Genomic DNA, 15,494 nt, shown 5'->3' on the forward strand with positions numbered 1-15,494 from the left:
CGTTTACAACGTAAACTTCAGCGGTTATGCTCGGTTTCATCGTGGAATCGAGCAAGCAGGATCACGAGCTGCACTGGACAGTTCGCACCATTCCCGAAGGCCTCATCGTGCAGGTCTTCGGACAAGCCGATGCCCACAATGAATCCGACTGGCAGCGCATGCTCCACGATTCGGCTGCCGCGGCGCCCGAATCCTCGACGCTCATCGTCGACGCGGGGTCCCTGGACTTCATGAACTGTGGGGCGCTACTCGCCCTGGCCAAAATGACCGTCGACTGCCGCGCACAGGCGGTCACGTTGAGGGTGGTACTTCGTCAGCCGAGCATCCTGCGAATCATCACCGAATGCGGCATGGACGATGCAGTGTCGGCGCACCCGGACCTCAATTCGGCGCTGAACGGCCACCGCCCCCCATAGGATTCGATGGATGGCTGTCGACTGGGTGATCGCACCGCGTGACCGCGCACTCGATGGCCTCGAGGCCGGCCTCCAGGAGAGCTGCGGCGCGGCCCTCCTCGGACCTTCCGGCGTGGGCAAAACCTCTCTGATTCGCACCGCCGCCGAACATCTGGCAAGCGATTTCCGTCGCGTGGTGTGGATCACCGGGACCGAATCGGCTGCGGCCGTTCCGTTCGCGGCGGTGGCGCACCTGATCGACATTCCTCCGGCGGGAAAGACCGCCGACGTGCTCCGGTCCGCACGTGAGACGCTCGGGACCGAGCTGTTGCTGGTCGTCGACGACGCACATCTGCTGGACCGCTTGTCCGCAGCCCTGGTGTACCAGCTCGCGGTCAGTGGGGCGGCCAAACTCATCGTCACCGCATCCGCGGCCGACGCACCGGACGACGTGGCGGCGCTGTGGGATGACGGCTTGGTGAATCGGGTCGAGATGGCACCGCCGGGCCATGACGACGCCCGCCTGGCCGATCAGGTCGCCACGTTTCTCGCCGATCTGCCCGACGGTGCGCTCTCCGTGCTACGGCAATTGTCGGTGCACGATCCACTCCCGCTGGCCGATCTGACGGCACTGACCAGCGCCGGGGCCGTGCAGGAGGCACAACAATGCGGCGTGGTGCGCGTCGAGGACGCGATGGCGCGCTGTGTGCATCCGCTGTTTCTCAGCGGCATGCGCGCGACCATCGGCGGGCCGGGGCTGAGGCGCTTGCGCAGCACGCTGGTCGAGCGCTTGTCCGCGACGCCGCGGCCCGGTGTGGTGGACCGGCTGCGGGTGGCGGTACTCGCGCTCGACAGCGACGTCCACCTGCCCCCGGACGAACTCGTGGGGGCCGCAGGCGAGGCACTGCGGCTGGGCGACCTGGAACTGAGCGAGCGCCTGGCGCGGGCCGCGACTGCGGCGTCCTCCGATTTCACGGGCCTGCTCACTCTCGCGTACGCGTTGGCCTGGCAGGGACGTGGCCGTGAGGCTGATGCCGTTCTGGGACAGATCGATCCGGCCGGCCTGTCCGAGGACCAGCTGATGGCGTGGGCGTTGCCACAGGCGGCCAATCAGTTCTGGATGCTCTCGGAACCCGAACGCGCGACCGCATTCCTGCGTTCCACCCGCCGGCAGGTGTCGACGCCGCAGGCCCAGTCCACGCTCGACGCACTGGCGGCCACCTTCGCGATGAATGCCGGTACACCCCAACGGGCTTTGGGTCTGGCCATGGAGGTGCTGGACTCCCCGGCCGCCGATGACACCGCCATCGGCTGGGCGGGTTCGACGGCGGCGCTGAGTTGCGCCCGGCTTGGCCAGTTCGACCGGGTGGATGCGATGGCACAGCGTGCGCTGGCAGCCGGGCATCCGGGCCTGCTGCGGTTCACGAGCGGGTTCGGCCAAACCACGGCGCTGCTGATGACCGGACAGCTGGACCGGGCCCAGGAAATGGCCAAGGGCATTACCGATTTCACCCAGCTGCTGCAGCCCGGCCGCTCCATCGGCGAGGTGCTGATGGCTGACGTGCTGCTGGTCCGCGGTGACTGCGATGAGGCGATTGCGTTGTTGCGCAAGGCGACCGCCGCGCTGGCGCCGACCGGGTATTCCTGGGGACCCCTGGCCTGGATGCTCTTGGCACAGGCCGTCGGCCAACGCGGCATGCCGGTCGAGGCCGGAAAAGCGTTGTCCCGGGCGGAATCCCGGCACGGATTAAAGTCGATGTTGTTCGCGCCGGAGTTGGCACTGGCCCGAGCCTGGATGTGTTTTGCCCGCAAGGATTCGGTGAGCGCGGTGACCGCCGCTCGCGAGGCCGCCAAAGCCGCCGAGCGTGGCGGACAATCCGCGGTGATGCTGCGAGCCTTGCACGACGGCGTGAGACTGGGCGACACCCGCGCGGTCGATGCGTTGCTGCGCGTAGACCTGGATTGCGTGTTCGGGCAACTGACACTGGAGCACGCTCGGGCGCTGGCGGCGGGGGATCATGCCGCATTACGCAACGTGGCGACTCAATACCGCGACATCGGGATGCTTGCGGCCGCTGGGGATGCCACCCGTCAGGCGGACGCCTGAGCGAGTGAACTTCCCGCTCGGCACCCAACCCCGCCGACAGTAGAATGCCCAGTTAGACCGCACGACCTCGAGGGGGCTCGATGAACCAGCTCGTCACCAACACAGGCGCGATCACCGGCCTGCAAGGCATCGTCGGTGGGGTCAGTGAAGACATCAGCAGCTTCAAGAATTCGTTCGCCGGCCCGTCAGACCTCGCGTCCAGCCACGGCGCCATAGGTTTCCCGATGCAGAACGCCTTCGATGGTGCGTCGTCTGCCCGTGACGGTGCTTTGGGCGCCACTCAGGTTGCCGCGGGCAGGATGTCCGAATTGCTCGGCAAGGCCTCGCAGGCATACGCCCGCGGCGACATGGATGCCGCCGAGCGGCTCAAGGCCCAGGCCGATGCGCTCGATGGAGGAAAGTCCTCTGCGTCTGCGGCGGGCGGTGGCTCAGGTGGTTCCGGTGACGCGAGCTCGGGAGCGGGCGGTGCGGGCCAGATGATGGGCCAGTTCAGCCAGATGGCCGGCCAGATGATGCAGTCGGGCGCCCAGCCGCTGCAGGGGCTGACCCAGGCGATGACGCAGGTGCCACAACAGGCCATGCAGGGTGTGCAGGGCATTGTCGAAGCTGCCATGCAGGGTGCCGGCGGAGGCGGCGAGGCTGCCGCGATGGCATCCGATGTCAGTGGTGCGGGAGCCGAGAACGCCATCAAAGCCGCCGACCACCAGGGACCCGGCGCCGACGGCGCCGGTGGACCCGCCGACCAGTCCGATGCCAAGCACGACGGTAAGGACGATGCCAAGCACGAGGGCAGAGACGACAGGTTGGACGGCGCCCGGCACGACAGCACCGAGGGCGCTCGCGCCCCCGTGGCCGAGGCAGGGGCCGCCGCCGGTGCGGCAGTGGAGGACGGCTTCGGCGTCAGCACGGTGCCGACCCAGATTCACAACATCAACCCGCGGCAGCAGTAGCGCTCAACTCTCCACCGTCCAGGCGCAGCCAGCGGTCGATACCGATGGCCTTCAGGAACCGTTCGTCGTGGCTGACCACCACGAACGCGCCCCGGTAGGCGTTCAGTGCGGACTCCAGTTGTCCCACGCTGACCAGATCGAGGTTGTTCGTCGGCTCGTCCAGGAGCAGCAGCTGGGGTGCCGGTTCGGCATAGAGCACGCACGCCAGCGTCGCCCGTAACCGCTCCCCGCCCGACAACGCGACCACCGGCAGGTGGATGCGGTCGCCACGAAACAGGAACTGCGCCAACAGATGCATGCGCCGGGTATGCGACAGACTCGGTGCGGCGGACGCCAGATTCTCGGCCACCGTGCGGTCGTCGTCCAGCAGGTCCAAGCGTTGCGAGAGCGAGGCGATGCGCCCGTCGGCTCGCTGCACTGTCCCGGACTCGGGCTCCAGGGTGCCGTCGATGAGCCGCAGCAGCGTCGACTTTCCTGCTCCGTTGGGACCGGTCAACGCGATACGCTCCGGGCCGCGCACGCTGAACCCGATACCGTTGTCGACAAACAGTTTCCGGCCACCACGGCTGATCCGCAGTCCGTCCCCGGCAAAGACGGTCCGGCCGGCCGGCACCATGGTGTCGGGCAGGTCCAGCGCAATGACCTTATCGTCACGCAACATTCGCTCGGCTTCGTCGAGGCGGTTGCGCGCGTCATCGACCCGCTTGGCATGCACATCATCGGCCCGGGCAGCCGATTCCTGCGCATCGCGTTTGAGCTTGCCCGCCACGATCTTCGGCAACCCGGCGTCCTTGACGTTGCGCGCCGCGTTCGACGAGCGTCGGGCAGCACGCTCCCGCGCCTCCTGCATCTGTCGCTTCTCGCGCTTGAGCTGTTGTTCGGCGTTGCGGATATTGCCCTCGGCCACCGCCTGTGCCGCCTCCACGGTCTGCTGGTAGTCGGTGAAATTGCCTCCGTAGAAGAACATCTCACCGCGGTAGAGCTCGGCAATCTGGTCCATGCGGTCCAGCAGCACCCGGTCGTGGCTGACCACCAGCAGGCAGCCAGAGTAGCCGTCGAGCGCGTCGTACAGGCGGTGCCGGGCCGCGCTGTCCAGGTTGTTGGTGGGTTCGTCGAGCAGCAGCACACTGGGCCGCTTGAGCAGTTGGGCCGCCAGTCCCAACGACACCACTTCCCCACCCGACAACGTTCCCAGCCGCCGATCCAACGCCAGGTTATCGAGCCCGAGCCGGTCCAACTGGGCACGCGAGCGTTCTTCGATGTCCCAGTCGTCGCCGATGGTGGAGAACACCTCCTCGCTGGCGTCACCGGCGGCCAGCGCCGCCAATGCGTCGAGCACCGGGGCCACTCCCAGCACCGCGGCCACGGTGAGATCGGCGGTGAACGGCAGACTTTGGGGTAGGTAACCGATAACACCGTCGACGGTCACCGAGCCCGCAGAGGGACGGTATTCGCCGGCGAACAGCTTGAGCAGCGTGCTCTTTCCGGCGCCGTTGGGCGCCACCAGGCCAGTGCGTCCAGGGCCCATCGAGAACGACAGGTCCGAGAACAGCTCGACATCATCGGGCCAGGAGAACGACAAATGGGAACAGACAATGGACATGCTGGGACTCCAAGGTGCTGCGGGCAGAAGGCACCGCACAGATGGACAGGAATGAATCGACTCTCTCCGATCACCCGGAGATGTCGTCTCCCAGCATGTTTTCGGCCCACCTCGGTTGACAGCAGATGCGTTACCCATAGTACGCACGCGCGCAAACGATTATCACGGCGTCGTGGTCGGCGGCCCGATGGGCCACCGACCACGACGGCTGGCCCCAACGCTGCGGTGGATACCGATCGTCAGGGTGGCGTGGATCAGGCGCGCCCATCCGGGGGCTCGACGCGCCGCAGCTGCTGCGCCCCGGCCGGGTAGTCCGGATTCGGTTGGGCTGCATGGGTTTGTGTGGCACCTGCGTAGGAAGGTTGATGGAGACGGTTCGCCTCGGCTTGGCTGCGCATGGTCGGAATCTCGGCTTCGATATTGCCGAGCCAGCGATCCCAACGTTCCTGCATCGGTCGGACCAGACCACCGCCGACACCCACGACGGCCACACCGCCGATGGTGGCGAGAACCGCGATGAGTACCGGCGTGGTGACGGTGGTGGCGACACCGATCTGATTCAGCGCCGCGATGATGCCGATGCCCCAGACGAACAACGACGCCACGGTGCCCAACAAGTTGCCGTAGGACAACCCGCCGAGCACGTCGCCGATCACCGTTTTCACGCCCTTGGCAATAGCACCGATGATCACGACGATCACCAGAGCGATGAAAAGCTTGGGCAGCCATGCCACTACGCCGGCAAGCAACTCACTGACCGGATTGGGGCCCCACACTCCGAAACCCATTTGCAAAGTGATCAGCAGGATCGCGTAGTAGGCGAGTTTGGCGAGGATGCCCGATGCATCGTAATTGCTCCGGGCCAGCAGATCTTTGAGCCCGCCGCGTTCCACGATGCGGTCGAAGCCGATGCGACCGAGAATCGCCCTGACGATCCGGGCAACGATTTTGGCGATGATCCAGCCGATGACAAGGATTGCTAGAAAGGCGAGGAGTTTCGGCACGAAGGTTGCTATCGAGGTCCAGGCCTCGGACACTCCGCCCTCGAAATCGATCGCCAGGTTGGCGGATGACACTGGTCTTCTCCTTTGTCGAGTTATCGGACACGACTCAGACCGTCTGCCGAAAACGGCACGTCATACGGCAATCAACGCGCCAGGGGACATTTTCCCGGGAGCCCCTGCAGCCAAGCCGTGCAGTCACCATAACCCCATTTTGGAGTCATTTCACGGGCTATAGCGCAAATGATTCTAAGTTCGCTGGTAGTCCGGCTAAATTCGTGTTGAATTTGCTGCAGACTCCGTGGCGCCGGGCAACCAAATGGCCGCTGACGTCATCGGAAAGTCATTTCAGAACGTCCCGCGCAGCCGATCAAGTTGTCGCCGTTCACGTTTCGTGGGCCGACCGGCTCCTCGATCACGGACCGGAACGGCGGCCACCATCTCCTTGGGCGGCGGTGGCGGGCTGCGGTCGATCAGGCATTCCGACGCGACCGCCGCTCCCACGCGTTTGGCGATGGGCCGGATGACCTCGACGATCCGTTCCCGCCCGTCCAGCCGGACCCGCACTTCGTCACCGGGGCTCACGTGCTGCGCTGGTTTAGCGGGCACGTTGTTGACCCGGACGTGGCCGCCGCGGCAGGCGGCCGCCGCCGCGGACCGGGTCTTGGTGATCCGCACGGCCCAGATCCAGCTGTCGACGCGAACGGAACTCATGTCAGATAGCGCCGCAGTATGTCGGTGACGGTGGTGATCTGCGCGACCTCTACCCGCTCGTCGACCTTGTGAGCCAGGTTGGGGTCGCCCGGCCCATAGTTGACGGCGGGGATGCCGAGCGCGGCGAAGCGGGACACATCCGTCCAGCCGTACTTGGCGCGGACCTGCCCCCCTGCCGCGGCCACCAGCGCGGCAGCCGCCGGTTTGGCCAGCCCCGGCAGGGCGCCCGCGGCGGCGTCGGTGAGGTCGATGGTGACGTCGAGCCCGTCGAACACCTCATGGACGTGGCCGACGGCCTGCTCGACACTGCGGTCGGGAGCGAACCGGAAGTTCACCGTCACCGATGCGGCATCGGGGATGACGTTGCCGGCGATGCCGCCGGCGATGCGCACCGCGGACAGCCCTTCTCGGTACACGCAACCATCGATGTCGACGTCGCGGGGCTGGTACGCCGTCAACCGGTCCAGCACGGCGCCGAGTTTGTGAATGGCGTTGTCGCCCAGCCAGGATCGCGCGGAATGCGCGCGAGTACCGTTGGCACTGACGACGACGCGGATGGTGCCCTGGCAGCCCGCCTCGATGAAGCCGCCGGACGGTTCGCCGAGGATCGCGACATCGGCCCGTAGCCAGTCCGGCAGCTCGCGTTCGATGCGGCCCAGCCCGTTGGCGCTGGACTCGATCTCCTCACAGTCGTACATCACCAGGGTGATGTCGTGGCTCGGCTCGGCGATGGTGGCCGCCAGGTGCAGGAACACCGCGTCGCCGGACTTCATGTCCGAGGTGCCGCAGCCCCACATCTCACCGTTCTTGATGTGGCTGGGCAGGTTGTCCGCCACAGGAACGGTGTCGATGTGACCAGCCAGCAGCACCCGCGACGGGCGGCCCAGGTTGGTGCGGGCCAGGACCGCGTCACCGTTGCGGACCACCTCGAACCACGGTGCCTGCGCGCGGAGCGCGGCCTCGATCTCGTCGGCGATGCGCTGCTCGTGGCGCGACTCGCTGGGGATGTCCACCAGGGCAGCGGTCAGCGCGATCGGATCGGCAGTCAAATCCAGGCCCACGATGCTCAACGGTAGTCCAGTAACCTTGGCCAGCGTGACTGCAGCATCTGGCGTCGGCCTGGCCACCATCACCGCCGACGGGACCGTCCTTGACACCTGGTTTCCCGCCCCTGAGCTGAGCGCCTCCGGCGACGCCGGCACGGTGAAGCTCACGGGCGACGATGTGCCCGCCGAATTCGCGGGCCTGACCGGCCCCGATGCCGACCGCGGTGTCGAGGTGGTGGCGGTGCGCACCACGATCACCGACCTCGCGGACAAGCCGGCCGACGCGCATGACGCCTACCTGCGGCTGCACCTGCTCTCGCACCGGCTCGTAGCCCCGCATGGCGCCAACATGGACGGCATCTTCGGCGCGCTGGCCAACGTGGTGTGGACGAACTTCGGCCCGTGCGCGGTCGAGGGCTTCGAGACCGTGCGGGCCAAGCTGCGCCGCCGCGGTGCCGTCGCGGTCTATGGCGTCGACAAGTTCCCGCGGATGGTCGACTACGTGTTGCCGTCGGGCGTGCGGATCGCCGACGCCGACCGCGTGCGGCTGGGTGCCCACCTTGCCGCGGGCACCACGGTCATGCACGAAGGTTTCGTGAACTTCAACGCCGGAACGCTGGGCACCTCGATGGTCGAGGGCCGGATCTCGGCCGGTGTGGTGGTGGACGACGGCTCCGACATCGGTGGCGGCGCGTCGATCATGGGCACGCTCTCCGGTGGCGGCAAAGAGGTGATCAAGGTGGGCAAGCGTTGCCTGCTGGGCGCCAACTCCGGTCTGGGAATTTCTTTGGGCGACGACTGTGTGGTCGAGGCCGGGCTCTATGTCACCGGCGGTACCAAAGTGACAACCGCAGACGGCCAAACCACCAAGGCTGTCGAGCTGTCGGGGGCCAACAACCTGCTGTTCCGCCGCAACTCGCTTTCCGGTGCGGTTGAGGTGGTCAAGCGTGACGGCACCGGCATCACGCTCAACGACGCGCTACACGCCAACTAGATTTCCGTCCAGCCGAGCGTGGGCTTGTGTTTCACACTTCCGCGAAGGACTGAAACACAAGCCAACGTTCGAGCTGGCTCAGGCCGCTTTAGGTGCAGGGAATCCCGTGTGGACCACCGATCCAGTGACCAGGCGGGTTGTTTCCGGGGCACCACTTCTTGATCTGCCCAGGCGGCAGGTTGGGGCCCGGGTTCCAATCCACCCAGCCGGGGCCCGGAACCCACGGAATACGGGGGCCAGGGTCAGCCTGCGCCATAGCCGTGCCCAATCCCAGGGAGCTAAGACCAAGCGCGCCGGCAATAAGAGCAGTACCTGCGGTTTTCTTGAAATTCATGCTGGCCTCCAAACCGAGGCACGGCACTGACGTGCAGTTCATGCCCCGTCACTTCTCAAAGTACCCCGACTGGGCGGCAAGTACACAGATCTCGTTGCCTTCGGATGAGCGGGGTGCGTGGGCCCAGCTCATAGGATTTGCGCACTCAGAGACTCAGATACCTAGATAGACTTCACGAGAGGGGGTCAGGTGAGCATTCTCAAGGAGCTGGCAAGAATCGGCAACGGCATCAGGAGCGGTGTCAGTGATGTCCCGAGCCTGGTCACCAACATCTTGGAGTTGGACGTTCACGGCGTCGTCACGGACACTCGAAAAATAGCGGGGGACGCTGGCGATGTACTGACCGGTGCAGCGAATCTCGGCATAGAAATGGGCTCGGCACCGCTCAAATTTACCGAAAGCCTCACCAAATGGGCCGATTCGCCGGTGTTGTCTGGCGCGCAGCTCATAATCGAAGGCGAAAAAAAGCTGACCGGATCGGGCGACATCGAAGCGGGCGGTGACTATTCGACGTCAGCGTCGAAATTGGAAGAAGCAGTAATCACGCTGATCGGCGCCGAACTGGACAGATCCGGATGGGATGGACGGGCAGCGGATAGCTACGACGAGATCAGTCAAGCGCACCGGAGACTTGTTTCACGAGTACAGGTTGCGGACTCGAACATCGGCAGGGTGATAAAGGAAGAAGCCGAGCAGGTCCGACAAACCCGAGAGGTTCTTGAAAGTACTTCACAGTGGCTCTACGACTACGGTCTCGCAACCAAAGCCGTGCTAGCCGTGCCAGGAGCTAACGTCGCAAAGGTCCTCCTCGCCGATAGGGTGGCTGCCAGCGCAGCACTCGCCAACACCACGTTCCGCATGTTAATGATGGCCAATAATTCCAGGGAGAATGCGTCGTATATCCGAAATATGTCCGACCACTACAGCAAGGCGCAAGAGGACACCTCAGGAAGCGGTGCTGGGTGCGGCCCATTCGTTGATCCGAAGGATGACAGGCAAGAGAGTCTGCCAACCCGCGCCAAAGCCGAATCGCCGTACACACCACGGGACCAAGAGCCCGTGTACGGTCCGCCGGCCGCACCACTGCCCGTTGAATCTCAAGTACCACGAACCTATGATCTGCCCGCGGATTTACCTGTTCCACATATCACTCCACCACTTCACCCACCGGCTGGGCTTCCCAAATGAGATCCAACCGAGAGTTATGAGGATGGCCCATGTCTAGCCTGGAAATGAATCTCAAGGTACTAACCGACTACTTGACGGAACTTGGCCTCAAGCATCAAACAGTGACTGATCTTATTACGGGCGCGAACCGTTCCGTGGCCGATATCGCTTCAAAAATCGAGAGCACGCACGGACTCGTGTGCTGGGCCACTATCCAGGCATTATCGGGCGGCGAACCCCGCAAAGCCGCCGGGGAAACTTTAGGCAGAGTGTCAGCAGAGTTCACCGAGAAACTGGGCAGGGCTGCCACAAACTACAACGACATCGACTACCGTGAAGGTCGATCGATCGGGGCGGCCGGAAGCGCATGCCAGACCTGATGCCAACGACTGACAAAGTCATATCATGACCAGCAATTGGACACCGTCGGCGGGCGACTGGGACGATGACGATGACTACGACACCGACGTCGGCAGGTCCGAACTTGATGGACTGCCCGATTATTCTGCCCGCTTGCCGAGTGACGATGGCGGCGCCGACGACGATTGGGCGTTTGAGGCCGGCGATAATCTAAGGCCGGTCACCGAGAATGGCGAAGAAACTGTCGAGACGCTGCTAGTAACATCGGCAAATCCGAGTGGCTCGATTACAGCAACTGCGCTGATGGACGGCCGAGTTTTTCAGGTGAGGTTGTCTCCGAATGTGACCAAAATGACTGAATCCGAACTCGCAGATGAAATCGTCAAGATCTGTGGTCTCGCCTCGAGGCAGGCGGAGGCGGCTCAGTATCACCTCGTCGCGACCGTGATGGACGAACTCGGCCACGACCCGGCGGGTACGCGCGCTTTCCTTGAACACACCGTCGGCCTTCCATCACCTCAGACAGTACGCAACGAGAAGGCGCAAATGTTTGCCGACCACTACTCTGATCCAGATTAGGGCGACTCACAGCCATGACGAGGAATTCGAACGGTCGACCAACGGCGCGGCCTCACCTGCGGCGGTGGACCATCGGCACGGTTGTTGTCGTTGCGGGCTTAGCCCTCGCTGGTGTCGTTGCCTACGTAGCCGGCTCATCAACGAGCGACAGCGCTTCGACATTAAAGCGTGGCGATTGGCAGCCGCCCCAGCAGATGACTCTTAACTCATCCATGCGAAAGCCTCCGGCGCCCGGGTGGCGCTTCGCCCTCGGGGACTTGGGACTTCCTGAATACAGCATCTTCGCGAGGTCACCCGAGCACCACGGCTCGTCCACGCCATTCGTTGGCTCCGTGGCGAATAACGCCTACTTCCTCGCCAGCAGTCCCGGTGAGCCTGACCGTCAACAGTGGCTGGTTGGTTTGGACGTGGATACCGGTCGTGGACTGTTTCCCCCGGTGAAGCTTGACGCCGGTCCGAATTTCCTAAAGTGCTTCCTCAACGGGCCGGAGTTTGTACTCTGCCTCGCCGATGATGTCATCGACGGCAACGCACAAGGCACTGCGTGGGTAATTGACGCGCATTCCGGAATCGTCTTGTTCAACGGCCAAACCGAACTGCACACAACGCCTGGTAGCGGTACCGCTGTGGAGCAGGTGGGTATCTACGCGGTCGCAGAGATGCGAGGCAAAGGTCTGTACGGGGTCGGCCCGCGTGCAGAGACGACGTGGTTCGTTCCAGACGCCACCAAGGTGGAGCCCACTAGATGGTCGGCCGACGCCATCCCACCTACTCTGGCGGCCGCGCATGATTCCGCTAAGGGCTCGGATCGCATGGTCGTCTTCTCCCTGCTCGACGGGAAGATAATCACGCCGCGCCTTGGCGACGGGCAGAGCCCGATGACCGCAGTCGTATACCCCGGGGGGTTCGCTGTGGAGACGACTACCGATGCCAGATCGTCGATTTCCGACACAGTGACTTTCCTCGACGATGCCGGCGTTCGCGTTGGCGAGACCAATGTTTCGGGACCTTTGTCCGATTTGTCGATGACGCTTCCCGTCGTGAAGTCCTCGCCAAGTTATTCAATTTTCGGAGCGAACGCGGCTGAGCTTATCCAATTCCCCGGCGATGGTCTCGGTCCCGGCGCAGTCCTGATCGGCCAGCGTGTCTATGCACCCGAATCAAACTGGGAGGGACCAGTCAAAGTCAGGCGGTGGCGACAGTTCGATCTCGCGACAGGCATGGAAGGAAACACTTGCCGAGCCAACATGAGCGGCTATCTAGCCAATGACGGTAGCGTCGGCATATTCGAAACCGAACGCGACGAAGTCACCGGCGCGACAACCTTCGCCATGGACCTGACGACCTGCGAAAAGCTCTGGACCACGCCGGTCAACCCTGACTCATACCATCGGTTGTGGCGAATCGATGACAGTCTTGTGGAACTTTCCGACGATGGACGCGAACTCCACTCACTGGTCGCCCCTGGCTGATTCACGCTAGTGCGCGCGAAATACTGGTGTTGGGCGGCAAGTTTGACCAGCAACCATGGCACGCGGTGTTGGATGACACCCCTACTCGGCCGCCGGCACGCAGAACTCGTTTCCTTCGGGATCGGCGAGCATCACCCAGGCCGACGAGCCGGTCCACCTCGGCCTGCTGATCGTCCGGGATGAAGTCCGGATGCAGACGATTCCTGACCACGTTGTTCCCCGGCACGGGGGTGAACAATCAGATGCGGGGCGAGGATCCGCTGCGGGGTCGTGTGCGTCGATGCAGACCGCGGAGAACCTCAGCCCGATTGCGCCAGTTCCTTTTTCATCACCTTGCCCATGGCATTGCGTGGCAGGCTGTCGACAAGTCGAACTTCGCGGGGGCGTTTGTGCGCTGAAAGTTGTTGAGCGACAAATTCGATCAGAACCTCGGGCGCGGCATTGCCGACGACGAACGCGACGATCCGCTGCCCCAGGTCGTCGTCGGGCACCCCGACCACAGCCGCCTCGTCGACACCGTCATGACCGAGCAGCACCGTCTCGATCTCACCTGCACCGATGCGGTAACCGCCCGATTTGATCAGATCCACCGACTCGCGCCCGACGATGCGGTGCATACCGTCGGCATCGATGACCGCGACGTCGCCAGTGCGGTACCAGCCGTCGGAATCGAAGGCCTCGGCAGTGGCCTCGGGCCGGTTGAGATAGCCGCCGAAGACCACGGGGCCCTTTATCTGCAGCCGTCCGATGGTTTCGCCGTCGTGCGGCACCGGTGCGCCGTCGTCGTCGACAAGCCGGGTCTGCACTCCGGCCAGCGGCAGCCCGACCCAACCAGGCCTGCGCTCACCGTCGGCGCGGGTGCTCAGGGTGATCAGCGATTCGGTGCTGCCGTAACGCTCCACCGGCGCATGCCCGGTCAATCGCACCAACTCGTCGAACACCGGCACGGGCAGCGGCGCGCTACCGGACACCAGCAGCCTGGCCGTGGACAGGGCCAGGGCCGAATCGAGATCCTTGACCACGCGCGACCACACCGTCGGTACCCCGAAATACAGCGTGCCCTGGGCTTGCGCGTACGCGGCCGGGGTCGGTTTCCCGGTGTGTACGAAGCGGTTTCCGATCCGCAGCGAGCCCAGCAGCCCCAGCACCAGACCGTGCACATGGAAGAGGGGCAGCCCGTGTACCAGGGTGTCGTCGGCCGTCCATTGCCACGCGGCGGCCAGTGCGTCGATGTCGTCGGCGATGGCCTGGCGGCTGATCGGCACGCCCTTGGGCGCTCCGGTGGTCCCGGAGGTGTACATGATGATCGCGGTCGAGTTCGGGGCCGGTTCGGGATAGCGGTGCCAGGACCGAGCGTGCAGCCGCACCGGGATGTGCGGCAGCCCCTCGGCCTCCTCGGGCTGCTCCCCCAGCCAGGCCTGGGCGCCGGAGTCGGCGAGGATGTGCCGACGTTCGGCCGTGCCGACGTCGGCCGGTACCGGGACCACGGGCACACCGGCGATCAGGCATCCGATGATGGCGAGGACCGTCGTCGGGGTGGGGGTTGCCAGCACGGCGACGCGCTGCGCAACGGCCACCCGCTCGGCCACCGAGGTGGCGGCGCCGACGAGATCACTGCGGCTCAGCACCGTCCCGTCGATGGAGACAGCGTCGACGAGTTCGGCGCCCGCGGCGACCGCTGCAGGGTTCAAAGAGGCCAGCAACACTCTTGTGAGGCTACCGTCGGGTGCCATGGGCACAGCAGCTGGACGCGGCCGCGACGACTCCGGCCGGCCGCGCAACACCCGTCCGCGTGACGCACTCGGCCGGCCGTTGCCCTACGGCAGTGAGGGCGTGCCCCGGATCCCCGACGACCTGGAGCTCTCACCGGCCGAAACGCTCGCCTACGCCCAGGATCTGCTCGACCGCGGTCAGGCGTTCAGTGCGCACGAAGTCCTCGAGGCGGCATGGAAGAACGGCCCGGAGCACGAGCGTGCGCTCTGGCAGGGATTGGCCCAGCTGGCCGTGGGTATCACCCATGTGCAGCGCGGCAACCGGGCCGGTGCGGCCGCCCTGCTACGGCGGGCATCGACGCGGCTGTCACTTGTCGACCGACCGGCGCCCTATGGCGTCGACATGGCCGGCCTGGTCGCCTATGCCGATGCCCTGGCCGGTGACGTCGAGAACGCCGGCGACATCGCGCCGGCGCGGCTGCGGACCGGTCTGAGGGCCACGATCCGCCAGACGGCGACGCGCGAGGTGTACCGCAACAACTGGCTGACGCTGCGCGAGGACGACATCGTCCGTCCCGACGGCAGCGCCGGCATCTACGCCGTGGTGGACAAACCCACCTATGCCCTGGTGATCCCGTATGACGCCGATCAGGATCGGTTCCATCTCGTCGAGCAGTTCCGCTACGCGCTGGGGCTGCGCCGCTGGGAGTTCCCACAGGGCACCGCACCCGACCAGCATCACCTCGATCCGGAAACCCTGGCCCACCGCGAACTTCGCGAGGAGACCGGGCTGCGGGCGCAGACCATGGAACGACTCGGTCAGCTGGACGTGGCCGCCGGGATGAGCAGCCAGCGCGGGTGGGTATTTCTGGCGACGGGCCTCACCGAGGGCGAACACCAACGCGAGCACGAGGAACAGGACATGCACAGCGCGTGGTTCTCCCGCGCCGAACTGGACCGCATGATCCGGGACGGCGAGGTCACCGATGCCCAGTCGATCGCCGCGCTGACGTTTCTGCTGTTGCGCGAGAGCCGAATTCAGCGTTGACATCAACTTAGG

General features: G+C 64.9%; 14 protein-coding genes and 2 pseudogenes. 10 read left to right on the plus strand and 6 right to left on the minus strand.

Annotation, left to right across the window (positions count from 1 at the left end; all coding sequences use genetic code 11):
* Positions 1–26 precede the first annotated feature (26 nt).
* The 3 genes from BKG60_RS22730 to BKG60_RS22740 all read left to right on the plus strand — a co-directional run bounded on the left by BKG60_RS22730 (position 27) and on the right by BKG60_RS22740 (position 3,452).
* The gene (locus tag BKG60_RS22730) at positions 27–416 is read left to right on the plus strand and encodes an anti-sigma factor antagonist (RefSeq protein WP_070945532.1); all 390 of its coding nucleotides are present in this window, start codon (positions 27–29) and stop codon (positions 414–416) included.
* A 10-nt stretch (positions 417–426) separates the two neighbouring features.
* Positions 427–2,502 (plus strand): ATP-binding protein, encoded by a 2,076-nt coding sequence (locus BKG60_RS22735; protein ID WP_075910032.1) that lies wholly within the window; start codon positions 427–429, stop codon positions 2,500–2,502.
* An 80-nt stretch (positions 2,503–2,582) separates the two neighbouring features.
* Positions 2,583–3,452 carry a type VII secretion target gene (locus tag BKG60_RS22740; RefSeq protein ID WP_075910033.1) on the plus strand — a complete coding sequence of 290 codons (870 nt, stop codon included), beginning with the start codon at positions 2,583–2,585 and terminating at the stop codon, positions 3,450–3,452.
* On the opposite strand, the gene BKG60_RS22745 is transcribed toward BKG60_RS22740, so the two are convergent.
* The 4 genes from BKG60_RS22745 to dapE all read right to left on the minus strand — a co-directional run bounded on the left by BKG60_RS22745 (position 3,433) and on the right by dapE (position 7,831).
* Complete coding sequence (locus BKG60_RS22745; protein ID WP_075910034.1) at positions 3,433–5,055, minus strand: ABC-F family ATP-binding cassette domain-containing protein; 1,623 nt, start codon at positions 5,053–5,055, stop codon at positions 3,433–3,435. The genes BKG60_RS22740 and BKG60_RS22745 overlap by 20 nt on opposite strands.
* Positions 5,056–5,309: 254 nt before the next feature.
* Positions 5,310–6,131, minus strand: a complete 822-nt coding sequence (locus tag BKG60_RS22750; protein WP_075910035.1) for a mechanosensitive ion channel family protein — start codon at positions 6,129–6,131, stop codon at positions 5,310–5,312.
* Positions 6,132–6,404: 273 nt separating this feature from the next.
* Positions 6,405–6,770, minus strand: coding sequence for an RNA-binding S4 domain-containing protein (locus BKG60_RS22755; RefSeq protein WP_070186862.1), 366 nt, complete (start codon positions 6,768–6,770; stop codon positions 6,405–6,407).
* The gene (gene dapE / locus BKG60_RS22760) at positions 6,767–7,831 is read right to left on the minus strand and encodes a succinyl-diaminopimelate desuccinylase (RefSeq protein WP_075910036.1); all 1,065 of its coding nucleotides are present in this window, start codon (positions 7,829–7,831) and stop codon (positions 6,767–6,769) included. Before dapE ends, BKG60_RS22755 begins: the two co-directional genes overlap by 4 nt.
* Positions 7,832–7,856: 25 nt before the next feature.
* Between dapE and dapD the strand changes: the two genes are divergently transcribed.
* The 5 genes from dapD (at position 7,857) to BKG60_RS22785 (ending at position 12,722) form a co-directional block, all read left to right on the plus strand.
* Positions 7,857–8,810 (plus strand): 2,3,4,5-tetrahydropyridine-2,6-dicarboxylate N-succinyltransferase, encoded by a 954-nt coding sequence (gene dapD, locus BKG60_RS22765; protein WP_207553897.1) that lies wholly within the window; start codon positions 7,857–7,859, stop codon positions 8,808–8,810.
* A gap of 523 nt (positions 8,811–9,333) precedes the next feature.
* On the plus strand, positions 9,334–10,332 hold the full coding sequence (locus tag BKG60_RS31770) for an EspA/EspE family type VII secretion system effector (RefSeq protein ID WP_131827529.1): 999 nt from the start codon (positions 9,334–9,336) through the stop codon (positions 10,330–10,332).
* 29 nt (positions 10,333–10,361) lie between these two features.
* Positions 10,362–10,691, plus strand: a complete 330-nt coding sequence (locus tag BKG60_RS22775; protein WP_075910037.1) for an ESX-1 secretion-associated protein — start codon at positions 10,362–10,364, stop codon at positions 10,689–10,691.
* Positions 10,692–10,716: 25 nt separating this feature from the next.
* Positions 10,717–11,250 (plus strand): hypothetical protein, encoded by a 534-nt coding sequence (locus BKG60_RS31195; RefSeq protein WP_083650352.1) that lies wholly within the window; start codon positions 10,717–10,719, stop codon positions 11,248–11,250.
* A 332-nt stretch (positions 11,251–11,582) separates the two neighbouring features.
* Entirely contained in the window at positions 11,583–12,722 is a 1,140-nt protein-coding gene (locus BKG60_RS22785; protein ID WP_131827530.1) for a hypothetical protein, read from the plus strand.
* Positions 12,723–12,803: 81 nt separating this feature from the next.
* Here BKG60_RS22785 and BKG60_RS32570 read toward each other — a convergent pair.
* Positions 12,804–12,960, minus strand: a pseudogene (locus tag BKG60_RS32570) (VOC family protein); the annotation flags it as partial.
* A 61-nt stretch (positions 12,961–13,021) separates the two neighbouring features.
* The gene (locus BKG60_RS22795; protein WP_075910039.1) at positions 13,022–14,428 is read right to left on the minus strand and encodes an acyl-CoA synthetase; all 1,407 of its coding nucleotides are present in this window, start codon (positions 14,426–14,428) and stop codon (positions 13,022–13,024) included.
* A 25-nt stretch (positions 14,429–14,453) separates the two neighbouring features.
* On the opposite strand from BKG60_RS22795, the pseudogene BKG60_RS32575 reads away from it, so the two are divergent.
* Positions 14,454–14,933 (plus strand): annotated as a pseudogene (locus BKG60_RS32575) (DUF309 domain-containing protein); the annotation flags it as partial.
* The gene (locus tag BKG60_RS22805) at positions 14,925–15,482 is read left to right on the plus strand and encodes an NUDIX domain-containing protein (RefSeq protein WP_075910066.1); all 558 of its coding nucleotides are present in this window, start codon (positions 14,925–14,927) and stop codon (positions 15,480–15,482) included. The pseudogene BKG60_RS32575 and the gene BKG60_RS22805, both read left to right, overlap by 9 nt.
* Positions 15,483–15,494 lie beyond the last annotated feature (12 nt).

This window comes from Mycobacterium syngnathidarum (assembly GCF_001942625.1).
GTDB classification, from domain to species: Bacteria; Actinomycetota; Actinomycetes; order Mycobacteriales; family Mycobacteriaceae; genus Mycobacterium; species Mycobacterium syngnathidarum.